This is a genomic window from Stenotrophomonas humi (assembly GCF_001431415.1).
GTDB classification, from domain to species: domain Bacteria; phylum Pseudomonadota; class Gammaproteobacteria; order Xanthomonadales; family Xanthomonadaceae; genus Stenotrophomonas; species Stenotrophomonas humi.
In genome coordinates this window covers 19,571-39,988 of sequence record NZ_LDJI01000002.1, presented here as the reverse complement: position 1 = coordinate 39,988, position 20,418 = coordinate 19,571, and the positions used below count along the sequence as shown (strand labels likewise).

The window sequence follows — 20,418 nt, the reverse complement described above, 5'->3', positions numbered from 1 at the left end:
GTCCCGGGCAATGGAGAGATGGCGGCGGCTCAGCCGCTGCGACCATTTACTGATTGCCGGTCACGCCCCCGCTGCCAGAGGGCAATCAGCCGATGATGGCGAGGACGTCGTCTTCGCGCAGCACCTTGTACTCGACGCCTTCGGCCTTGTAGGACGAACCGGCGTACTGGCCGTAGATGACCTTGTCACCGACCTTCAGCGAGGGCGCGCGCACCGAACCATTGTCCAGCGGCTTGCCCGGGCCCACGGCCACGACTTCGCCCTTGGTCGACTTTTCCTTGGCCGAATCCGGGATCAGGATGCCGCCGGCGGAGATTTCGTCGGCTTCGATCGGCTTGACTACAACGCGGTCGTGAAGCGGCTTGATGCTCATGAAGGACCTCTTAAGTATTTGATTGGTCTGCAATTCCGGCAGTTTCCCCCAGCCAGGCAGAAGCTGGGGGTACCGCGCCTAAAAACGCCCGTCGAACGGGCTTGGAAAGGAAATGGGGCCCCCAAGGGTGCTTTCAAGGGCCCGGGGGAAAATGCTTGCGGCGCCGCCCCTTGGCAGCGTGGCGTCACGCTTTCGCGGGCGCGCTATCGGCAGGGCCTCCGCGGCGCCGGCACCGCGGACAAAAAAAGGCGCATCCGGCGGGACAACCGGATACGCCATGCAGAGAGAGCCGCCCAGCCTCGGGCTGAAGTACTGTTTTTATGAAATTTCAGAGATAACGCGACCACAGCACCGACGCACTCGCCGGGGCCGAGGGGATGCCACTGCTGCCGCCGCCACACACCGGCAGCAGGTTCAGACCACTGCCGTTGGGCACTTCCAGCGAGATGCCGCCGGCCGTGATGGTGGTGTCCGCGCGCTGGTTGCTGCCCACGGTGAGGCTGCCGTGGATGGTGACGACCGCACCGCTGGTCGCCAGCTGCTTGCCCAGCAGCACGCTGCCGCGGATGGTCCAACCGGCCATCGCAGCGCCCTCCTCGGCGATGATCGCGGTATTGCCGATCGGCAGGCCGGTGTAGGTGACAGGCTTGCCCTGGCTGTCGGTGCCTTCCCAGGTCACGAACGCCGAACGGCTGGCACACAGGTTGGACGGATAGAACGCTCCGCCGCAGACCTTGCTGGCACCGGCAAAGTTGGGCGCCACCAGGTCACGATGACCGGAGCTGTCCAACGTCACGTCGCCGCCCTTGTTCACTACGGTGTTGAGCAGGTCCACCGTGGTGCCGCTGACGGTCACCGCCGCATCGAACCAGAGCACGCCCGCCGGCATCTTGCGCACGCCGTCCAGCAGCCAGCTGCCATTGCCCTGGCGCATGCCCAGGCAGCCCTGGGCGTTGCCGTTGGTACAGGTCATCAGTTCCTGCAGCACCTGCAGCTGGCTGGCCGAGGGATTCCTCAACGGGTACACGCCGTCGATGGAGGAGCCATCGGCACGCTTGACCTGCTGGATGGTCAGCTGAGGCAAGCCGTTGACCGACTCGAATACATAGTTGGCCATGCCCTTGTAGTTTTCGGCATCCACCGACTTGACCCGCGCATCGCACCACGGAATGCCGGGCAGGCCGGGGCTGGTGCCAGCCTGCGCGCTCAGTACATTGGCCAATGGCGTGTTGAGGCTGCCGGCCAGACGGCCGTTGCCGGTCACCCGCACATCTCTGACGGTCATGTTGCCGCCGCCCACCAGGTTGCCGATGGTGCCGGACACCATGTCGATGTCACCGCCCGCCCACAATGTGCTGTAGCTGCCGCTCCAGCCCTGCACGGACACTTTCTGTCCCCACAGCTGGCCGACACTCAACGTATACAGGCCGGCGTTGCCGCCAGCGACCGACACCGAAGTGAAGATCAACGCATCCGGCAGGCTGGCATCGTCCGGGCCCTTGTCCTTGTCGTCACGCAGACGCGCGGACACCGCAGCGCCGCTCACCGCGCCACTGTTGGCATCGATGGCCACCTTGCTCAGGTCCAGCAGAAAGCGACTCTGGTCGTTCAAGGTGATGACCACGCGGCCGGTGTTGAAAGGCACCACGTTGCCCTTGGTCCACGGAATGCCGCCGGTGACCGTGGCAGCGACCAGCTTGCCGCCCACCTCCGCCGTACCGATGGCGCGACCGCCGCTGTACACCACGGCGCTGTAGGCGCCAGCCTTGATCGCGGTGTAGTTGCCGCCGCCGACGCCGTTGCCGATGGTGACATTCCTGCCCCACAGCGTGGTGCCGCTGGGGTTGCCCATGCCGTTGATGGTGATGTTGCCTTCGGAGTGGAGATGGCCGTTGTTGGTGATGCCACCACCGCTGAGCGACACATTGCCCTTCACACAGCCGGAGATACGCGCAGAGGAACCACCGCCGATGGTCAGGTCGCCGGCCACCACCACGTTCTCGTAATCGACGGGATTGACCACTTCCAGCGAGCCACCGCTGTAATTGAGGTTGCCGTTGAACACCATCGGTGCGTTGGGCAGCGAATGGCAGACCTCCGGCGTCCCTGGCGTGCCACTGCCGGGCGCGACGTCATAGACCACTTCCACCGTCGCGGTGGTCAGCGCCGAGCCCACGCCGGCCTCGCCCGTGACGCGCGCGGTCACCTGATACAGACCGCCACCTGCCGTCCGCACCGAGCTCACCACCGCCGAACGCACCCCCAGTGCGCCCAACCCCGATACCTGCTTGGCATCGTCGCCCACCCAGCCCGGCCACACGGTTTTTTCCACCTGCAGCAGGTACAGGCGCAGCGCTTCGACCCCGCGCCATGCCGCTGCCTGCGCTGCGGTGGCCGAGTGCGTGGTCAGCTGCTGTGACTGGGTGCCACGCAGGGAATAGATCGTCGCGGCCACGGTGACCGATACCGCCAGGCCCACCATCAGCACGATCAGGAGGGTGCTGATGCCACGCTGCTTTCGTGGCGGGGAAAAGCGACTTCTGTCCATGCGCGTGCACTCCCGTTCCATCAGGTTGAAACCGCAAGATTGGGCAGGCAGGCCTGGAACAGATGGCTGCCGCCATCGGCCTGCTGCATGACCAGTTGCTGCCCGGGCAATGCCATCGGCGAAGTGCTGAAATCCTGCTGCATGAAGGGCAGGCACTGGCGCTCGGCCTTGAGCGCGAACACGTAGCCCGGCGCCAGGCTCATCGCACCGACTTCACCTTCGCCGCTGGCGTAAGCACTGCCGTCTTTCTGTGCCGGCGTGAAAAACGCGGCACTGCCGGCCAGCAGCTCGCGCTCGCTGGCAGCCCAGTTGGCGGCGGCCACATCGCTGCACGCCTTCGGCGTGAAACGGTACAGGCCTTCGTTGTCGACCAGACGCAGCCCCGAGCAGACAAAACCGGCATCGGCCAGCTGCGCCTTGTAACGCCACACCACTTCCTTGCCCGAATCACGCACGCCCAGCTTGCTGCTCAATGCATCAGCGGCAGGCACACCGAAGCCGGCAGACTGCAGATCCATCTGTGCGGCCAGCAATGCAGCCGACACCTGACCATCACGCAAGGCCGAACGCGAGGCATTGGCGGATACTTCGATCATGGTCTTGTAGAGCACCAGCATTGCCGAAATGGTGATCAGTGAGATCACCACGCCGACCATCATGCTGATCAGGGTCTGCCCAGCTTGATGGCGACGGGCACGGACAATGCGGTGGTGACGGTGCATGTTCATTGCCGCGTGGATACCAGCAGGTCAGGGTCCTCACTGCTGCCCCGGCGCCCGCCCAGATCAGCGGCCGACACGGTCAGATCCACCCGTTGCGGCGCGACAACCGTGCGGGTGACGCCGGCCATGGACACATTGGCCGATGCGGCCTCACAGCTGATGTTCGCGTTCTTGTTGCCGGTGGGCAGCGTGATCTCCACCGTGCTGCCGCTGCACAGGCCCACACCCTTGCTGTGCAGGTTGTCGCGTAGACGTTCGACCACCAGGTTTTCCACCTTGGCGTCGCGTTGGTTGTTCATCATGTTGGCTGCCACATGCGCCAGGCCGGCGCCGATCAGGCTGGTGATCAGCACAGCAACCAATGCCTCAAGCATCATGTCGCCGCGTTGGCGGCGGGGCGAATCAAAGCAGATCGACATAAAGCGGATCCTGGTTGTTCAGGCCGATGGCCAGGCGCTGGTGACTGCCGCCGCTGAGGCAGCTACTGGCCGCAGGCAGACGCTGGCCGCGGTTGCCGAAGGCCACGCAGGCCAGATCATCCGCCGCCGCACTCAAGGCATCGGCGTCGGCGAAATCCGCCGCCCCGGTCAGCTTGATCTGCACATTGCGCGGCAGTTCACCGCGCCACAGCACCTCGGTGCCATCGGCACGCAGCACCTGCAGGGCGCGATCATCGCGCTGCAGGCGCGCCGATACCGCACCCGTGGTGGCCTGCGTCGGGTTGCGCAGCGCCAGCGAGCGCGCCTGCGATACCGCTTCCCACATCAGGTTGCGCGCCTGCATCTGACGGTTGCTGTCAATCCATTCCCGCGCGAACGGCGTACCGGCGGCAGCCAGGACCGCCATCACCGCCAGCGTCACCATCAATTCGACGAGCGAAAATCCGGCAACACGCCGGCTCATGGCCAATCACTCACGCCGACGCAATTGCCACTGACTGAACGGGTGTTGCCCGCATCCACGGTCAGGGTGCAGCCGCTGGCCTTGCCCATCGAACCGCTGGCCACGGCCTTGAGCTGATAACCGCCACTGCTTGCTGAATAGGTGTAGGTGAAGTTGCCGGCCTTGGTCCCCGCGCTCCAGCCTTTCTTGGCAGCGCTGTCGCTGGCCGGATAGCCGAGCGTGCGTTGGCGGAAATTCTCGACATTGCTCGACAAGGCAAGCAGGTCACTCTGTGCCACGCGGATCTTGCTGCGCAGTGCGTAATCGGCATATGCCGGTAGTGCGATCGCCGCGAGGATGGCAATGATGGCCACCACGATCATCAGCTCGATAAGCGTGAAACCACGAATACTGCGTCGTTCCATCAGGGCCTCCCTGCGGGCGCTGCGGCCTCGTCCCCGTGTGTTTCGAGCCCTGGGCGTCGCGCCCAGCACTCCCGTCAAATAAACCATTCACAAAAAGTGTGACGAGCGGCAATATACATTTCATGACAACGTTGTCAATACTTCCACTTGAAAGTGCCGCATTCGCATCTGCGACAATCCCGCAGATGGACGTAAGACTGGTCTTCTGCACCTGCCCTGATCTGGACAGCGCGCAGGCGCTGGCCCACCTGCTGGTGGGGCAGCGCCTGGCAGCCTGTGTGAACTTGTTGCCGGCGATGCGGTCTGTGTACCGCTGGCAAGGTCAGATCGAGCAGGCGCAGGAAGTGCAGCTGCTGATCAAGACCTGCGCCGACCGGCTGGAGGCGCTCACCACCGCCATTCAGCAGGAACATCCCTACGAATTACCGGAGATCATTGCGATCTCCCCCAGCGCCGGCCTGCCGGCGTATCTGGAATGGATCCGGGCACAGACCCGGGAGGAAACCTGAGTCGATGACGCTGTTGCGACGTTTCACCGCCCTTTGCCTGCTTTCGTTGAGTGCACTGCCCGCCTGGGCCGTCAGCGAAAAAGACCTGCTCCCGGTAGACCAGGCCTTCGCCCTGCAGGCCATCGCGCCAAGCCGCGACCGCATCGAGCTGCGCTGGGAGATCGCTCCCGGCTACTACCTCTACCGCCATCGCACCAGCGTCAAGGCTGGCCCGGGCTTCAACGCCGGCGCCATCCAGTTTCCCCGGGGCGAGCAGAAACACGACGAGTTCTTTGGCGACGTGGAGACCTACCACAGCCAACTGCGCGCTACCCTGCCCGGCAGCGCCGAGCCCGGCGTGGAAACGGTCAGCCTGGAAGTCCGCTACCAGGGCTGTGCCGACGCAGGCGTGTGCTACCCGCCGCAGAAGCGCACCATCGAGGTGAGGCTGCCCGGTGCCGGCAATACCGCCGCCCAGGCACCGTCACCGTCTGCCGCACCGATGTTCAACCCGTTGGCTGCGGCCAACGGCGGCGGGCTCAAGCTGCCGGGCGCCAATACCGGTGCCGCCGCGGTGCAGAACCTGCCGCTGCCGCCGGACAAGGCGTTCGGCTTCGAAGCCATCGTCGACGATGGCAACCGCCTGCTGCTGCGCTTCTCGCCAGCCCCGGGTTACTACCTGTACCGCGACCGCACCTCGCTGGCACTGGAGGGTACCGCCGGCATCCGCACCGGCCGCCCGCAGTGGCCGGCCGGGCAGCCCTACCGCGATGAGCACTTCGGCAACGTGGTGGTGTATTTCGACCAGGTGGAAGTCCCGGTGCCGCTGCGCCGTGACCGCGCCGAAGCGACCCCCGCCACGCTGGTGGCGACCTTCCAGGGCTGCCAGACCGACGGCATCTGCTATCCGCCGATGACACGCCGGGTGAAGCTGTCGCTGCCGGCCGGCGACGTATCGCCCAGCGCCGAAGCCATCGTCGCACCGTTGGTGATCCCGCCGCTGCCCAGCGGCAAGAAGGGTGAAGCAGCGGTGCAGCCGGCGGTCAATCCGAGCAACCTGCCGGCACCGCAACCGCTGGTGGTACGCCCGGATCCGGGCGCGCCCAACCTCACTCAAGCGGCACCCGATGCATCGGCTGAGAACAACCAGCGCAGCCAGCCGCCGGGTACCTCCGCCGAAAAGACCAACGGCTCGTTGTTCTGGGCCTTGCTGCTGGCGCTGGCCGGCGGCCTGGTCCTGAACCTGATGCCGTGCGTGTTGCCGGTGTTGTCACTGAAAGTGCTGGGCGTGGCGCAGAGCGGCGAGAGCCGCGAACACGCCCGTCGCCATGCGCTGTGGTACACGGCCGGCGTGCTGGTTGCCTTCTCGCTGATCGGCGGCCTGGTGCTGGCACTGCGTGCGGCCGGACAGGCGGCAGGCTGGGGCTTCCAGCTGCAGCATCCGTGGTTCATCGCGGCACTTATCTATCTGATGTTCGTGGTCGGCCTGAGCCTGAGCGGCGTACTGACGCTGGGCAGCAACCTCGGTGGCGTCGGCCAGTCGCTGGCACGGCGCAACGGACCGATGGGCGACTTCTTCACCGGCGTGCTGGCATGCGTGGTGGCCAGCCCGTGCATCGCACCGTTCATGGGCCCGGCATTGGCCTACGCGTTCACCGCGCCGCCGCTGCTGGCCTTCCTGGTGTTCCTGTTCCTCGGCCTGGGCCTGGCACTGCCGTTCCTGCTGATCGGCTTCGTGCCGGCATTGGCACGGCGCCTGCCCAAGCCCGGCGCGTGGATGGAAACCTTCAAGCAGGTGATGGCATTCCCGATGTACATCACCGCCATCTGGCTGCTGTGGGTGCTGGGCAAACAGCGCGGCGTCGACGCGATGGCGCTGCTGCTGGGCGGCGTCGCCCTGCTGGCGCTGGGCCTGTGGTGGTTTGAACGCAGCCGCTGGCACAGCCGAAAGACCGGCATGGTGCTGGGCTTGGTGATCGCGATACTGGCGCTGGTACCGGTGTGGGGCGTGACCCAATTGGAAGCCCCTTCTGCCAGCGGCAAGAGCGAAGGCACGGTGGCTTATTCACCGGAAATGCTCGACCGCCTGCGCGCCAACAATCGCGTGGTGTTCGTCAACATGACCGCCGACTGGTGCGTGACCTGCAAGGCCAACGAGCGCGGCGTACTCAACCGCGATGCGTTCCGCGACACCCTCAAGCGCGTGGATGCGGTGTACATGCGTGGTGACTGGACCAACGTCGATCCGCAGATCAGCGCCTTCCTCGACCAGCATCAGGCGGTCGGCGTGCCGCTGTACGTGGTGTACGGCCCGGGCGCGCCGCCGCGTGTGCTGCCGACCGTGCTGACCCAGACCCTCGTCGAAGACGCGCTGCTGCGCGCGGCACGCTGAGATGCGCAGCGCGTTGTGGTGGGTGGTGGGCATCGCGGCAGCCGCAGGGTTGTCCGCCGGTGCATGGTTGAGCCGCCCCACCCCAGCGTCGCTGCCGTCGATGAGTGACACCTCTGCGCCGACGCGCCCGGTGGCGCAGGTCACCAACGTGGGCCCCGGTGATCCGATGCCCACGTTCTCGCTGCCCGATCTGGACGGCATGCCGGTGCAGTTCCCGGACCGCTTCAAAGGCAAGCCGTTGCTGATCAACGTGTGGGCCAGCTGGTGCGCACCGTGCATCGAAGAAATGCCGGAGCTGGCGCGCTTTGCCGCCCGGCACGCCGACAACGGCCCGCAGGTGGTCGGCCTGGCACTGGACACACCGGACGCGGTGCTGGATTTCCTCGGCAACGTACCGGTGTATTACCCGATCGTGATCGAAACACCCGGCCCGGCCGATGCCAGCGTCAAGCTCGGCAACACGCAGGGGCTGTTGCCTTACAGCGTGCTGGTGGATGCACAGGGACGCATCGTCAAGCAGAAGCTCGGGCCGTTCAAAGCCGGCGAGATTGAAGCGTGGGTGGCGACAGCCGATGCACTCGAAGTAGCACGATGACGCCCGAATTCACCTGGAAGCACTACCTGCTGGGCAACAACATGATTGCCGGGGTGATCCAGACATTCACCCTGATCGGCGTTGCCTGCATCGGCTTCGGGTTGCTCTGCGCAGCGCTTACCTGAGCAAGGCCCTGCCCGCCACTCAACATCGTGTGATGAAAGCACCGGTGATCTTGCTGGGGATTTAGCAGTCCCTGCCGTAACCTCATTCCCGGTCGAACACACGACAAGCGGAGCGATGACATGGCCAGAACCGCACCACGCATCCACCTGGACCAGGCCACGATCAATCGCCTGAAGGAACTGCAACGTGGCCTCGATGCGGAGATGCGTGTGGAACTTCACATGCATGACGGCAGCGTGCTGGTCGGCACCCTGCCGGAGCGTCCCAGCGTGCAGCAATTCCTGGATGCGCAGGGGAATGAAGGCACCAATGGCCAGCTCCGGCTCGATACCGGGGATGGTGGTTTCCACCTTGTCTGGCTGGATGAGATCGACAGCTTCACCCGTCTGGGCACGCACTAGATTGATCGCGGCCGCTGCCGAAGCATGCCGACAGGCGACCAACATCGCGGTCCTGGCAAAGGAACGCAACGCGCAGCCCTCCATTCACGGACGTGGCAACGATCATGACGCGGCGTGACGGCCAGACAACGCGGCCACCACGAAGCTGCAGCGACGGCCTCCGCCGTATAACCGGACTACCCTCATGAACAGGCAACGCGAACAGAACCCGGGCCCGCAGATGGCCGGCCCGCAGAATCCCGACCCGCCTCAACGGGAGCCACAGCAACCGGGAAAGCATGATCGCGAGAAGAAAGCCCCCGGCCGCGAGAACGAAGAGGAAGAATGACGCCGCTGCCCTGCCCCCGTCACACGCATCGTGCGGGAGAAAACCAGCGCTGGCCGCTCCCTGTCCCGGCTCGGCCAGCGCTGCACGGTTCCATCGTTGTTGAGCTGCACGGCCATCTGGAAACATCGCGGCGATGATCCGGTCCATGACCGGCGAATGGCCGCAGCCGCGGCGGCTTCGGGGCTTTGCTTGCAGGCATGCGTACCATAGGCGCCAATCTGCCAACGCAAGCCATGCCCGATGACGAACTTTCCGGAAGACATCTACACCGAGCCGACGCCCGACCCGAACACGCTGGCCAACCTCGGCCCGCTGGCCGCCCTGGCCGGCATCTGGCGCGGCGAGCGCGGCATGGACGTCAACCCCAAGGCCGATGGCGCCGAGCACCAGGCCTATATCGAGCACGTCGAGCTGCATCCCATCGATGCACAGACCAATGGCCCGCAGTTGTTCTACGGCCTGCGTTACCACACCCGCATCGTCAAACCCGACGATGTGGAAACCTTCCACGACCAGGTCGGCCACTGGCTGTGGGAGCCGGCGACCTGCACCATCATCCAGACACTCTCCATCCCGCGCGGCCAGACCGCGATGGCAGTAGGCAAGGCAGCACCGGATGCGAAATCCTTCCACCTGCGTGCGGTGCGCGGCTCCGAGACCAACGGCATCCTGTCCAACCCATTCCTCGAACATGCTTTCCGCACCGAGAGCTACGACATCCACGTCACGCTCAACGACGATGGCAGCTGGTCGTACGAGCAGGAAACGATTCTGATCATCCCCGACAGGACCGAGCCATTCCGTCACACCGACCGCAACACGTTGACCAGGATCGGCGAGCCACAGCTCAACCCGACCGCGCAGGCTGCTGCGCAGGAAGCGTTGCCGGCATAACGCCGCGATTTCCCGGACCGGGCTGCAATGCCTCCGGTCCGGGAGCCGTTGTGGTCGAGGCGCGCAGAGATGCTCCGCTCAGGCGCGCGCCGTGAGCCGCTCCCCTTCAGGACACATGCACCGTCATGACGACAAAGACCGTTGAAGCGCTTCTGGATGACATCCGCCTGCTGGGCGACGAGCAGTACGCGATCGTCACGTCCGTTCGCAAACTGATAAAGACACTCATTCCCTCCGTGTCGGAGGAAGTGAAGTACGGCGGCATCCTCTTCTGCTCTGGCGTGCAGTTCTGCGGCGTCTTTGCCTACAGGCAGCATGTCTCGCTGGAGCTGAGCCATGGCGCCAGCATCATCGATCCCCACGGATACCTTGAAGGAAGTGGAAAAGGCCGACGGCATATCAAGCTGCGCTCGGCACAGGACATCGAGGAAAAGAACGTCTCCCGATACCTGCCGCTGGCATTGGAAGCTGCAAGGAATCCAGGTCAGTAGTGGGTCCAGACGACATCGCGGGACGGCCACGTCATTACAAAAACTGATGCCTCGGCCGAGATCTCTTCATTTGTGCACCATGGCTTCCTGGCTCACTGTCGCGTCACATTCAGGACAGGATTGAAGGCATGAAGTCAGATTGCAGATTTCACTGGGGGCTGCGCCTCATTGCAGCGATCGCGACCGCTGCGGCAGCGTCACCGATGCTGGCGGCGGACCCACCGGAGTGGTCGGAACCGGTCACACCGTTCCGCATCGCCGGCAACGTCCATTACGTCGGCACCAAGGGGCTCTCGGCCTACCTCATCACCTCGGAACAGGGCGCGATTCTGCTGGATGCCACGCTTGCGCGGAATGCCGTCCAGATCGAACGCAACATCGAGCGCCTTGGCGTCTCGTTGCATGATGTCAGACTGCTGATCAGCGACCACGCGCATGCCGATCATGTCGGTGCGATGGCGCAGATCCAGCAGGACACCGGCGCACGTTTCCTGGCAAGCGCCGGCGATCAATGGGCGCTTGAGCATGGGCGCAATGAGGGCGACAACAACTACGGGGTTCAACCCTTTGCGCCGATCAAGGTGGACGGGATCGTCAGCGACGGCCAGGTGATCCGTCTTGGCGAAACCGAACTGACGGCCCATCTCACGCCGGGACATACGCGCGGCTGCACCAGCTGGAGCATGACGGTGAATGATCGCGGCACAATGCGAAAGGTGCTGTTCCTGTGCAGCATCACCGTTGCCGGCAACACCCTGGTTGGAAATCGCGCCTACCCGGGAATCGTCGAGGATTTCCGGGCGACGTTCGCGAAACTCGCGACAATGCACGCGGATATCGTTCTGACCAGCCATCCCGGCGTGGCAGGCGTTCTCGAACGCGAAGCGCGACTCCGCAATGGCAACGCGGATGCGTTTGTCGATTCCACCGTACTACCGACCCTGGTCGCAGCGTCCAGGCTGAATTTTGAAGCCGCACTCACCGAGGCTGAAGAAGGCACGGAACCGCCTTGAACCAGAACGCCGATCGTGGTCGCCAACCAGCATGCCGCCAAACCGGTTGTCGGTGAGAGGGCTCCCTCGTCGTTCCCGACCACGTCTTTGGCCGGGACTTGACCATCATGCGGAACAGCTCGACGCTGCGACCGCAGCGTATCGCTCACCGCCAGACGGCAGCAGGGCCCATGCCCTCCGATGCGATGAACAAATCGAGCAACCGTGGCAGGCACCGCCGGCTATCGAACCATCGTCACCGCGATTGACGAGGTTCAAGGGCTTCACGGTTGCAACATGCAGCCGCGACCAAGCAGATTCAGCCTGCCTCACTCAAGCCCGAGCTCACCGCGCAACGCCGTGACATGCGCGCGTCCCACGGACAGCTCCGCACCGTCGTTCATGACCAGCCAGTAGCGGCTTCCCGAGCCGGCATGCAGGCTGCGGACATGGCGCAGATTGACCAGATACGAACGATGGCAGCGCACGAAATCCGGCGGCAGCACACCGCTCAGGCCGGCGAGGGATTTGTCGTGCAGTTCGCTGCGGCCGTCGCGCATGCGCAACTCGCTGTAGTCACCATCCGCACGAATCCACATCACGTCCGCCAGCTCGACCAGCGCAGTGCCCTGGGCGCGCCAGATACCCAGATAGCGGGCGCGACCGGAGCGATAGTGGCCCACGTCAAGCAGCCGCTCAAGTGCCTGGCCCAGGCGCTCACGCGAGAATGGCTTGGGAACGAAGTCCAGCACGCCATGTTCGAAGGCCTGCAGGGCACGATCACGATGGGCCGAGACCACGACGCAGTGGTAACGTCCGGCCACGGCGCGACGCAGCAGTTCAAAGCCGTCCTCGCCGCCCAGGTTCAGATCCAGCAACAAGCCGTCGTAGACGCTGCGTTCAAGCCGGTCGCCTGCGGTTTCCAGGTCCGCAACCGCATCGAAGCGCGCACGGGCACCTACCAGTTCCGCGCACAGGCGCAACAGACGCTGGCGCACCAGCGGTTCGTCTTCAACAATCAGTATGCGCATGTGAGCTCGATCCGGCCGCACCAGTCGGCGCCGTCACTGCCTTGGACAAACTGCCAGGCCTCGGGAAACGCAGCCGCCAGACTTGCTTCGATGTAGCGTGTGCCCGTGCCCCGCCCACGGTGTGGCGCGGACCCGCGAGCGCTGCGCAGTTCCAGAATCCAGCGGTCATCCTGGCGTTGTACACGCAGATGGAACGGACGCTGCGCGCAGGCGACGGCACCGGCATGTGTCAGCGCGTTCTCCACCTGTGCATGCAGGATCCCGGGCGGCAGCGACAGGCGCAGGTCATCGGCATCGACGTCCAGCGTCATGGGTTGATCCAGCGCCAGGCCCACGATGTCGAGATGACTGCGGCACAACGCCAGTTCGTCTTCCAGCGGAACACTCTGGCGGCTGCTGCTGTCGCGCAGGCGGTCGAACTGCTCGGCCAAGGATTCCACCAGGCGGCTGGCACGCAGCGGCGCCTGTTCGATCAATTCCTGCAGGCAGGTCAGCGTGTTCATCAGCCAATGCGGCTGGATGCCTCGCTGCAGCAGCTGCAGCGAAAGCCGGGCACGTTCTTCGCGAAGCCGGGCGTTGTGCTGGTCCAGCACACGCAGCTGTGCCGCATGGCGCAGCAGCAAAAAGCCCATCAGCACCGCCAGCAGCAGGAAGTACGGGCCATCAAGAAAGGCCCCGCGTGCCACCAGCAGCGCCAGCACGCCGGCAAGCACCAGCGCCAGGATCGGCCAACGCTCCTCCTGTGCATCCCGCGCACGCAGCAGCAGCCCTGCCGAAGCCAACAGGCTCAGCAGCAGCACTGCCGCCGAGCGGGTGTCAAAGCCGGGCAGGAAAATTGCGCTGGCCACCAGCGCCAGCAGAAACGCGATGCGCGCGCCTGCCGGCACGCTCACCGCAAAGCGTCGCGCGAGGTAAGCCGGCAACAACGCCGCCGCTGCCAGATGCAGACCCAGCAACAGGAGCAGACGCGGACCGTGCCATGGATAGGGGTAGCCCAGCAGCGAGCGCCACGCTTCCACCATTGGCAGCGCCAGGCCAACCACGCACAGCGCCAACAGCAGCCAAGCACCAGGCATTTGCAAGCGCCCACGCTGCACCGCCAGGAAGTACAGGCACGCCGCTGCGAGTGCGCCCATGGCGAAGGCGGCGATCAGCCACGGCCGGATGACATCACCGTAAAGCAGCGATGCCGGTGCCAGCACAGCGACGACATCGGCACTGTGCAAGCGGAGTGATTGCCGCTGGCTGGAGGCGAGCACGATCAGTTCATCGTTGCCGCCGGCAGGCGATGGCGGCAACACGCGGACGATATCAATGCGGCCCGGCCGCTCCTCGTCGGCGGTGCGACCGACGGTGCCGTTGCCTGCCAAAGGCTGACCGTTCCAGTGCAGCTGGCTGGCGCCACGCAGCGACAACCGCAGTGCCCGGCCGGATTCGTTGCGCGATGCGGATGGGGTTGATCGGAAGCGCAGCCAATAAGGACCAGCCCAATCGGCGAGCGTGCCCTGATCGAGTGGACGCCAGTCCACGTCGTCCGGTGGGCGCTGCGGCAGCTCACCGCTGGCGGCCACCCGGGCAGGCGCCATCTCTCCGGCCAGCATCTGCACCGCCGTCATGTCCGGCGTCGAAACGGCCAGCCACGCAGCGACGGCGGCAAGCAACACGGTCAGTACGGTCAAGGTTCGCAGGATCGGCATGTGCCTATCGTATCGGCTGCGTGGAGACACTGGACGGCCGTTTGGAGACGTTCGGCGGACGGACGCAACGCGATCAGCGTGGCGGAGGTGATGCTGACTCCCGTGGCGAAGCTGCCCCGCGTCCTCCCCGGTCGCCTGGGCCCAACCCACATTCGCATCCCTCCCACCCGGAGTCCGCCATGTCCCGCAAATCCCTTTCCGTTTTCAACCCGCACTCGCTGTCGGCAGCGTCCACCGCATCCCGGCAGTGCGGCGATGCATCCATCGCGCCTGCCACGCATCTGGCCCGGCGGTTTCCCCTGGCCGGCAAGCTGGCGGTGATGTGTCTTGCACTGGCGTGCGCATTACCGGCACTGGCGGGCGATGCACCGGCACCGCTGGTGTTCTCACCCTACGCCATGGAGACCAAGGGCAACGGCACGATCGCGACCGAGGAGGCTTTCCTGGAAGTGCCGCGCCGGCACAGTGAACCGGATGGACCGCGCATCCGCCTGCGGGTGGTGCGCCTGCCTGCCACCGGCGGAGACGGCCGCGCGGCACCGGTGGTGTACCTGGCCGGCGGCCCCGGCGGTTCCGGTTTCGGCACGGCGCTCGGGCCGCGCTGGCCGGTGTTCGACCGGGTCCGTCGCGAGACCGACGTGCTGCTGCTCGATCAGCGCGGCACCGACTTTTCGCAGATGCCGCCGGAATGCTCGCACGCGCATGCTTTCGACGATGCGCAACCGCTGCAGCGGGATGCCGCGCTGGTGGCTCTGCGCGCAACCGCCGCCAGCTGCATCGCCGAATGGCGAAAGGCCGGTGTCGATCTGGCCGCCTACACCACCGCGGAAAGTGCCGACGACATCGAGTACCTGCGCCGCGCGATGGGCCTGCCGCGCCTCAGCCTGTGGGGCATGAGCTATGGCACGCACCTGGCGCTGGCCACGGTCCGCCGGCATGGACCGAGCCTGGAGCGTGTGGTGCTGATGGGCAGCGAGGGCCCGGACGATACGATCAAGTTGCCGTTGGCCGCCGACGCCCTGTTGGCGGACCTGGCGGTCGTCGCCCGCAAGGATGGCTTCGATGATCTGCAGGGATCGGCCCGGCGCGTTCTGGAAGCACTGCGCCGGCAGCCCGCCCAAGCCAGCAGTCCCATGCACGATGGCAGAAAGGTGACCATCGGCGAGTACGACGCACAGATCGCGATAGCGATCATGCTTGGCCGGCGCGGTTTCCAGCGCATGTTGCCACTGGCGCTGCGTGAAGCCGAAGCGGGTGACTACAGCCTGCTGGGTGGCGTCGCACTGATGATGCGCAAGGAACTCGGCGGCTTCCGCGCCATGCCGCTGGCGATGGATGTGGCGTCCGGTCAGAGCCCGCAACGCCGTGCCCTGGCCAACGCACAGGCACGCCAAAGCCTGCTCGGCGACGCACTGAACTTCCCGTTCCCGGAGCTCGCCGACGGCCTCGGCCTGGTCGACCTGGGTGAGGCATTCCGCGGGCCACTACGCAGCGACGTGCCGGTGCTCTTCGTCAGCGGAACGCTCGATGGCCGCACCCCGCAGGCCAATGCGCAGGCGCTGCTGCCGGGCTTCAGCAAGGGCCAGCAGCTGGTGGTGCGCGGCGCCAGCCATGACAACGAAATGTGGATTGGCAATCCCGCCATCGCCGACAACATCGCCAGCTTCCTCGCCGGCCGCACGGTCACCGATGAAGCGCTGGATGTACCGCTGCCGGTATTCATCACCAGCAAGGCCCAGCTGTAACCACTGATGCATGCGGGTGGTTTGGTCACAGGTAATCCGCAACGCGCCGCCCGCCACCGGGCGGCGCGTTGCGTCGCAGGAACAGACCGAGCGGTTGGAGCATGCGCATCGCCGGCCGGTGGATCACCTCATGCCATCACTGGCGCTTGTGCGACCGTGGCTTGTCCGCTTGGTTCTCACCCGCAGCCTGCGCCTTGCCACTGACAGCCGCAGGCTTTTCGGGGCTCGACTTGATGCGGAACGGCGTGTTGCCAAGCACCTCGATCTGCCCGCCGGCACTGCTGAAAGCGGCCATGTCTTCGGCCATACGCTCGCGGCTCAAGTTGCGTTGTTGAAGGTGGGAACCGGAGATCGAGGGTGTCTTTCCCGCCGGAGCCAAGCCGGTCTTGCGCGGTGGTGTGGCCATGATTGTTCCTCAGGTAAGTTGCAGCGCGATGGTGCGATCGCCCTGCCGTGCGTGTTCATCGCGTTCGGCCCTGCAATAGGCACCGCCCATGACGAAAGATCTGCAGACGATGGGTCTGCTGTCGTAAATGCGGCAGTTCATCTGCTGCCCGTCCAAGGCCACGCACCAGCCATCTTCATCCTTTGCCATGACATGCAGGCCGCCTGCCAATCGCGTTGTCAGGTGCGCCGGCACTGCGTCCCTTGCTTCCAACACCACGGTCAATTGGCAGCAAAGTGCATCGCAGCTGGTGCAGGTGATGTTGGCCTTCTTCTCACGCTCCATGCGGTTCATGCCACCACCGCCGGCGCGACGCGTGAGTAATGCAACAACTGTCCGCGAAAGGGTTCCACGTCCGTATCGTTCATCCGGCACCGGGTCGATTTGAAGTCAAACCCCTGCAGGCCCAGCATCCGGCTGAAACGTGCGCTGTTGCCCCGGCCAGGGTCGGTGATCACCACCTCGGTCCGGGGTTTCGCATGGCGCCGTATGACATCGGCCATCAACGCCGCGTGGCCTTGCTCGTAAAGAACGTCGCTGGCAATGATCAGATCGAAGGTGCCCAGCGAGGGCAGCTCGCGATCCCAGCGCATATGCCGGTAGTGCACTGCGGGCAACGCGTTCAGTGCGGCGTTGTAGGCGAGAAATGGCTCGGCAAGCGGATGGATGTCGGAAGCGACAACATCGCCACCTCGCTGCAGCAGCACAAGGCTGGCCAGGCCAATGCCACAACCCAGTTCGAGTATGCGCTTGCCTTCAATGTCGAAGCGGCACATGGCCTGGGCCAATAGGCGACCTGATGGCCACAGCTGGCCGAACAGGCTCCATTGCGCCGAAGAAATCCCGAGCCGTGCCCCGTGACCATCCGGATCACTGAACTGCTGCTTGTCGCTGAGGATGCGCAACAGGTAAAGCCGACCACCAATGGTGACCTTCTCGTTGCGTGTCGAATAACCGGGCATGGCGCACTCCCGTCGAGCGACCACCCGTGTATCAGGGCGGTTGACGCATGAAAGGGAGCGGAGTGGGCAACTATCAAGGCAGCTGCGCAGAGCGCGCGAAACAGACTGACGCCTGTTGGTTCATCCTAACACTACGCGCATGCCGACCTTCACATCTGGCGGGCCGACCCGCCGGCCTCTGCCCGGATCACCGTGCTGAACGCCCCAAGCGTCCTTTCGACGAACGAGGCGGTTGATCCGCAGGCGAGCACCGGGCCATGGTCTGCAAGCCGGCCTGTTGCTGCGCGGGCGTCCAACCCGAAGCGGGCATCCGCCGGATGCCCGCTTCGGTCTTTCGATGCATGTGCAGTCACGCCAGGGGCCCAATCCTCCTGCGAACTGTTCGCCACATATGCACAAGGATCATCGTGCTCCTGGGATCCGGATACCCCGGGAGCAACGGGTCCATCGAGATATCGCCACCTGCCACCACTCCTTCGGTGATCGATATCCCTTTGACGGCGTCTCGCAACCGGCCGTCCTGCAGAAGCGTTGGTGCAATCGCCCTGCAACCACGAGGAATCAGGTTCGCGCGGCAGCAGCCAGGTCGATTCCGAGGCAGCGGATCATATTCCGGCCTGGTAGGCACCCGCCTCCTGTGCACAGGGGGTGCGCTCGCCGATGTCAGGCAGCAATGCCGCGTCGAAAACCTCATCAAGCGACGGAAGGCGGGAGAGCTTGCGCTGCGCGTGGGTCAGCTGAATTCCCGCACGCATGCGTTCCGGATCGATGTCGCCCACGCCGTGTTTGACGATCCACTCCGCGCCGCCCATATCCTCCACGGTATCCATCAGGCGACCGAGCTCAACGCCGGCGTCCTGTTTCGGGTCGCGTGCGACCAGCAGATCGATGGCGGCCTTCGGTTCACAGAGCGTTTCCATGACGCCGCGGTTCACCGCCCGCACCAACCCGCGTGCGACTTCCGGTTGCTCGCGCAACAAGGTCGGCGAGACCATCAACGCGCTGCCATACAGCTCGGGGACAGCGTCGCGGAACTTCAGGAACCGCAGCCGTTCATCGACCTTGCCACCGGCGGTGTGGATGGCGGCGCTGCTGGTGGACAGATACCCGAACAGCGCATCGGACCTGTGTTCGTCGAGCAACCCGATCAGTACCTTCCAGTTGCCGTCGTTGGCGACGATCTTGACCGACGTGGGATCCAGGCCGGTCCTGAAGGCGTATTGCTCGAAGGTGTTCAAGGCCACATCGGTGCCATGCCCGGTGATGGTCTTGCCGGCCAGTTGCGGCGCCGTCGTCACCGGTGAGCTGGCCGGCAGGATGATCACCGAAGGCGACCGGTCCATGACCATGTAGACACCCACCGGCGCGTTGCCCGGCAGCTTGGCGGCCTGCTCGTAGGTGGCCTGGATATCACCGTAGCCGACGTCGAAGTGCTCTTCCACCATGCGCCCGGCCGCGGTGAAAGCGCCACGCCCGGGGACGAACTCGATCTCGATGCCTTCCTCACGGAAGTAGCCACGTTCCTGCGCAACCAGGAACCAGGCGTTGGCGCCGGAGAACCCGGAGTTGAGCAGGAAGCGCAGCTTGTGCGGCGCGGCCTCGGGCCCGGCCGGTGTCTGTGCGACGGGCGCTGCCAGGGTGTCGCTGCGGCCGCAGCCACCGAGTGCTACCAGTGCCGCCAGGGCAAGGGAAGTGATTGCCAGTTTCATGCATGGTCTCCGTTGCCGGCCTGCGCGCGCGGACGGGCACGCTCGGCAAGTGGCGGCAGGTAGGCGCGGGTGAAGATTTCTTCCGGCTTCGGCGTACGGGGAAGATGACACGACGTTGCCAGCATCTGGATCGAACGCTGCAGGCGCCCGTCGTCAATGTCGCCGATGCCGATCCGTTGCGCTTCCGGATGCGCCATCTCGACGTTGAGCGTGCCCATCAGGCGTGGGCCGTCAACGTGCTGGGCGAACTTGGGCGCCATCTTGCGGGTGGCCTCCAGCGCGGCCTGCGGGTCGGCCAGCGTCTCGACGATGCCGCGATTGACCGCTGCCACCAGTGCTCGCGCCGCATCCGGGTGCTGACGCAGGAAAGCCGGGGTCAGCATCAACGCGTTGCCGTACAGGTCGGGGACGAGGTCGCGGTATTCCAGGAAGCGCAGGCCGGCGCGGCCATCGATATCCTTGGCCGCCAACGCGGCGATGATCGTGTGCACGAAGCCGAAGACACCATCGGCATGCCCGTTGAGCACATCCTCGGCCAGCGTGGTCATGCTGGTGGTGGAACGCAGGATCGAGACACGCGAGGCGTCGATACCGCCCGCCATCGCATAAGCCGGGAAGGCTTCGATGGCCGCGTCGATCGGATGCCCGCCGATCACGCGGCCTTCCAGGTCCTTCGGCGTGCGGATGGGCCCCACCCGCCGCACGCCCACGGTCAGTGGCGTCTGGTTGAACGCCACGTGCACCGCTACCGGGCAATTGTCCGGGCGCAATCCCGCCAGCTTGATCAGCGCACACAGGTCCCCGTAGCCACCATCAAAGCCTTCCTGCGGGATGCGCGGCACTACCGAGGCGGCACCGTCACCGGCGGCGAACTCCACGTCCAGCCCGGCATCGGCGAAGTACCCACGCTCCTGCGCGAGACAGAAGAATGCATGCGGGCCGGAAAGCGCCGAGTTCAATAACAACCGCACCTTCAGCCGCTGACCGCGCTGCGGCGTAGCGTCGGCCGCGTTGGTGCTGCCGTCGGCGGCGTGGGCGCTGACCACCGTTCCCATCGAGGAAGACAGGATCGCCGCCGTTCCCAGCGCGGCACAGAAATCACGTCTGGATCTATCCACTGAATTGCTCCGTCATTGCATGGACGTACGTTGCGCGCAGGCGGACGGGGGCAG

At 65.2% G+C, this 20,418-nt stretch carries 22 protein-coding genes; 9 read left to right on the top strand and 13 right to left on the bottom strand.

All coding sequences use genetic code 11. The features are described from left to right. Positions 1 to 85: 85 nt before the first annotated feature. The 6 genes from ABB26_RS00560 to ABB26_RS00535 all read right to left on the bottom strand — a co-directional run bounded on the left by ABB26_RS00560 (position 86) and on the right by ABB26_RS00535 (position 4,950). Positions 86 to 373, bottom strand: a complete 288-nt coding sequence (locus tag ABB26_RS00560) for a co-chaperone GroES (protein ID WP_057631623.1) — start codon at positions 371 to 373, stop codon at positions 86 to 88. Between the two features lie 328 nt (positions 374 to 701). Further along, complete coding sequence (locus tag ABB26_RS00555; protein WP_152982491.1) at positions 702 to 2,921, bottom strand: autotransporter outer membrane beta-barrel domain-containing protein; 2,220 nt, start codon at positions 2,919 to 2,921, stop codon at positions 702 to 704. 20 nt (positions 2,922 to 2,941) lie between these two features. Beyond that, entirely contained in the window at positions 2,942 to 3,649 is a 708-nt protein-coding gene (locus ABB26_RS00550) for a PilW family protein (RefSeq protein WP_057631621.1), read from the bottom strand. Then, positions 3,646 to 4,062 (bottom strand): type IV pilus modification PilV family protein, encoded by a 417-nt coding sequence (locus tag ABB26_RS00545; protein WP_152982490.1) that lies wholly within the window; start codon positions 4,060 to 4,062, stop codon positions 3,646 to 3,648. Before ABB26_RS00545 ends, ABB26_RS00550 begins: the two co-directional genes overlap by 4 nt. After that, positions 4,046 to 4,546, bottom strand: a complete 501-nt coding sequence (locus tag ABB26_RS00540) for a pilus assembly FimT family protein (RefSeq protein WP_057631619.1) — start codon at positions 4,544 to 4,546, stop codon at positions 4,046 to 4,048. The genes ABB26_RS00545 and ABB26_RS00540 overlap by 17 nt, the downstream gene beginning before the upstream one ends. Then, a complete protein-coding gene (locus ABB26_RS00535; protein WP_152982489.1) occupies positions 4,543 to 4,950 on the bottom strand; it encodes a type IV pilin protein in 408 nt (135 codons plus the stop codon). The genes ABB26_RS00540 and ABB26_RS00535 overlap by 4 nt, the downstream gene beginning before the upstream one ends. A gap of 176 nt (positions 4,951 to 5,126) precedes the next feature. Here ABB26_RS00535 and cutA point away from each other — a divergent pair, with 176 nt between their 5' ends. The 8 genes from cutA (at position 5,127) to bla (ending at position 11,678) form a co-directional block, all read left to right on the top strand. Next, on the top strand, positions 5,127 to 5,459 hold the full coding sequence (gene cutA, locus ABB26_RS00530; protein WP_425477227.1) for a divalent-cation tolerance protein CutA: 333 nt from the start codon (positions 5,127 to 5,129) through the stop codon (positions 5,457 to 5,459). Between the two features lie 4 nt (positions 5,460 to 5,463). After that, entirely contained in the window at positions 5,464 to 7,830 is a 2,367-nt protein-coding gene (locus tag ABB26_RS00525) for a protein-disulfide reductase DsbD family protein (protein ID WP_057631616.1), read from the top strand. Between the two features lies 1 nt (position 7,831). After that, positions 7,832 to 8,425, top strand: a complete 594-nt coding sequence (locus tag ABB26_RS00520; protein ID WP_057631615.1) for a TlpA family protein disulfide reductase — start codon at positions 7,832 to 7,834, stop codon at positions 8,423 to 8,425. Further along, complete coding sequence (locus ABB26_RS19500) at positions 8,422 to 8,550, top strand: hypothetical protein (protein ID WP_275452805.1); 129 nt, start codon at positions 8,422 to 8,424, stop codon at positions 8,548 to 8,550. The genes ABB26_RS00520 and ABB26_RS19500 overlap by 4 nt, the downstream gene beginning before the upstream one ends. A 120-nt stretch (positions 8,551 to 8,670) precedes the next feature. Then, a complete protein-coding gene (locus tag ABB26_RS00515; protein ID WP_057631614.1) occupies positions 8,671 to 8,952 on the top strand; it encodes a DUF3247 family protein in 282 nt (93 codons plus the stop codon). A gap of 568 nt (positions 8,953 to 9,520) precedes the next feature. After that, positions 9,521 to 10,174, top strand: a complete 654-nt coding sequence (locus tag ABB26_RS00510) for an FABP family protein (RefSeq protein WP_057631613.1) — start codon at positions 9,521 to 9,523, stop codon at positions 10,172 to 10,174. Positions 10,175 to 10,299: 125 nt separating this feature from the next. Beyond that, complete coding sequence (locus ABB26_RS00505; protein WP_057631612.1) at positions 10,300 to 10,665, top strand: DUF1801 domain-containing protein; 366 nt, start codon at positions 10,300 to 10,302, stop codon at positions 10,663 to 10,665. Positions 10,666 to 10,793: 128 nt separating this feature from the next. Further along, positions 10,794 to 11,678 (top strand): subclass B3 metallo-beta-lactamase, encoded by an 885-nt coding sequence (gene bla, locus ABB26_RS00500; protein ID WP_057631611.1) that lies wholly within the window; start codon positions 10,794 to 10,796, stop codon positions 11,676 to 11,678. Between the two features lie 308 nt (positions 11,679 to 11,986). Here the strand turns inward: bla and ABB26_RS00495 are convergent, their stop codons facing one another. Both ABB26_RS00495 and ABB26_RS00490 read right to left on the bottom strand, forming a co-directional pair. Further along, positions 11,987 to 12,688, bottom strand: a complete 702-nt coding sequence (locus ABB26_RS00495) for a LytR/AlgR family response regulator transcription factor (protein WP_057631610.1) — start codon at positions 12,686 to 12,688, stop codon at positions 11,987 to 11,989. Next, complete coding sequence (locus tag ABB26_RS00490) at positions 12,676 to 14,385, bottom strand: histidine kinase (protein ID WP_057631609.1); 1,710 nt, start codon at positions 14,383 to 14,385, stop codon at positions 12,676 to 12,678. The genes ABB26_RS00495 and ABB26_RS00490 overlap by 13 nt, the downstream gene beginning before the upstream one ends. A 179-nt stretch (positions 14,386 to 14,564) precedes the next feature. Between ABB26_RS00490 and ABB26_RS00485 the strand changes: the two genes are divergently transcribed. Further along, positions 14,565 to 16,130, top strand: a complete 1,566-nt coding sequence (locus tag ABB26_RS00485; protein WP_083490606.1) for an alpha/beta fold hydrolase — start codon at positions 14,565 to 14,567, stop codon at positions 16,128 to 16,130. A 136-nt stretch (positions 16,131 to 16,266) separates the two neighbouring features. Here ABB26_RS00485 and ABB26_RS18795 read toward each other — a convergent pair whose 3' ends face one another. From ABB26_RS18795 to ABB26_RS00465, 5 genes are all read right to left on the bottom strand, one after another. Further along, positions 16,267 to 16,536, bottom strand: coding sequence for a hypothetical protein (locus ABB26_RS18795; protein ID WP_152982488.1), 270 nt, complete (start codon positions 16,534 to 16,536; stop codon positions 16,267 to 16,269). A 9-nt stretch (positions 16,537 to 16,545) separates the two neighbouring features. After that, positions 16,546 to 16,869, bottom strand: coding sequence for a YkgJ family cysteine cluster protein (locus ABB26_RS00480; RefSeq protein ID WP_057631608.1), 324 nt, complete (start codon positions 16,867 to 16,869; stop codon positions 16,546 to 16,548). Continuing rightward, on the bottom strand, positions 16,866 to 17,537 hold the full coding sequence (locus ABB26_RS00475) for a class I SAM-dependent methyltransferase (protein WP_057631607.1): 672 nt from the start codon (positions 17,535 to 17,537) through the stop codon (positions 16,866 to 16,868). Before ABB26_RS00475 ends, ABB26_RS00480 begins: the two co-directional genes overlap by 4 nt. 605 nt (positions 17,538 to 18,142) lie before the next feature. Continuing rightward, positions 18,143 to 19,246, bottom strand: coding sequence for an ABC transporter substrate-binding protein (locus ABB26_RS00470; RefSeq protein WP_057631606.1), 1,104 nt, complete (start codon positions 19,244 to 19,246; stop codon positions 18,143 to 18,145). Continuing rightward, entirely contained in the window at positions 19,243 to 20,364 is a 1,122-nt protein-coding gene (locus tag ABB26_RS00465) for an ABC transporter substrate-binding protein (protein ID WP_152982487.1), read from the bottom strand. The genes ABB26_RS00470 and ABB26_RS00465 overlap by 4 nt, the downstream gene beginning before the upstream one ends. Between the last annotated feature and the right edge of the window lie 54 nt (positions 20,365 to 20,418).

Excerpts from the sequence above, each read along its gene's own strand:
- ABB26_RS00490 (WP_057631609.1), bottom strand. The coding sequence starts at position 14,385 with ATGCCGATCCTGCGAACCTTGACCGTACTGACCGTGTTGCTTGCCGCC.
- ABB26_RS00480 (WP_057631608.1), bottom strand. The coding sequence starts at position 16,869 with ATGAACCGCATGGAGCGTGAGAAGAAGGCCAACATCACCTGCACCAGC.
- ABB26_RS00540 (WP_057631619.1), bottom strand. The coding sequence starts at position 4,546 with ATGAGCCGGCGTGTTGCCGGATTTTCGCTCGTCGAATTGATGGTGACG.
- ABB26_RS00525 (WP_057631616.1), top strand. The coding sequence starts at position 5,464 with ATGACGCTGTTGCGACGTTTCACCGCCCTTTGCCTGCTTTCGTTGAGT.
- ABB26_RS00545 (WP_152982490.1), bottom strand. The coding sequence starts at position 4,062 with ATGTCGATCTGCTTTGATTCGCCCCGCCGCCAACGCGGCGACATGATG.
- ABB26_RS00515 (WP_057631614.1), top strand. The coding sequence starts at position 8,671 with ATGGCCAGAACCGCACCACGCATCCACCTGGACCAGGCCACGATCAAT.
- ABB26_RS00495 (WP_057631610.1), bottom strand. The coding sequence starts at position 12,688 with ATGCGCATACTGATTGTTGAAGACGAACCGCTGGTGCGCCAGCGTCTG.
- ABB26_RS00560 (WP_057631623.1), bottom strand. The coding sequence starts at position 373 with ATGAGCATCAAGCCGCTTCACGACCGCGTTGTAGTCAAGCCGATCGAA.
- ABB26_RS00550 (WP_057631621.1), bottom strand. The coding sequence starts at position 3,649 with ATGAACATGCACCGTCACCACCGCATTGTCCGTGCCCGTCGCCATCAA.
- ABB26_RS18795 (WP_152982488.1), bottom strand. The coding sequence starts at position 16,536 with ATGGCCACACCACCGCGCAAGACCGGCTTGGCTCCGGCGGGAAAGACA.
- ABB26_RS00505 (WP_057631612.1), top strand. The coding sequence starts at position 10,300 with ATGACGACAAAGACCGTTGAAGCGCTTCTGGATGACATCCGCCTGCTG.
- ABB26_RS00475 (WP_057631607.1), bottom strand. The coding sequence starts at position 17,537 with ATGCCCGGTTATTCGACACGCAACGAGAAGGTCACCATTGGTGGTCGG.
- ABB26_RS00535 (WP_152982489.1), bottom strand. The coding sequence starts at position 4,950 with ATGGAACGACGCAGTATTCGTGGTTTCACGCTTATCGAGCTGATGATC.
- ABB26_RS19500 (WP_275452805.1), top strand. The coding sequence starts at position 8,422 with ATGACGCCCGAATTCACCTGGAAGCACTACCTGCTGGGCAACAACATG.
- ABB26_RS00510 (WP_057631613.1), top strand. The coding sequence starts at position 9,521 with ATGACGAACTTTCCGGAAGACATCTACACCGAGCCGACGCCCGACCCG.
- ABB26_RS00520 (WP_057631615.1), top strand. The coding sequence starts at position 7,832 with ATGCGCAGCGCGTTGTGGTGGGTGGTGGGCATCGCGGCAGCCGCAGGG.
- ABB26_RS00555 (WP_152982491.1), bottom strand. The coding sequence starts at position 2,921 with ATGGACAGAAGTCGCTTTTCCCCGCCACGAAAGCAGCGTGGCATCAGC.
- ABB26_RS00470 (WP_057631606.1), bottom strand. The coding sequence starts at position 19,246 with ATGAAACTGGCAATCACTTCCCTTGCCCTGGCGGCACTGGTAGCACTC.
- ABB26_RS00485 (WP_083490606.1), top strand. The coding sequence starts at position 14,565 with ATGTCCCGCAAATCCCTTTCCGTTTTCAACCCGCACTCGCTGTCGGCA.
- bla (WP_057631611.1), top strand. The coding sequence starts at position 10,794 with ATGAAGTCAGATTGCAGATTTCACTGGGGGCTGCGCCTCATTGCAGCG.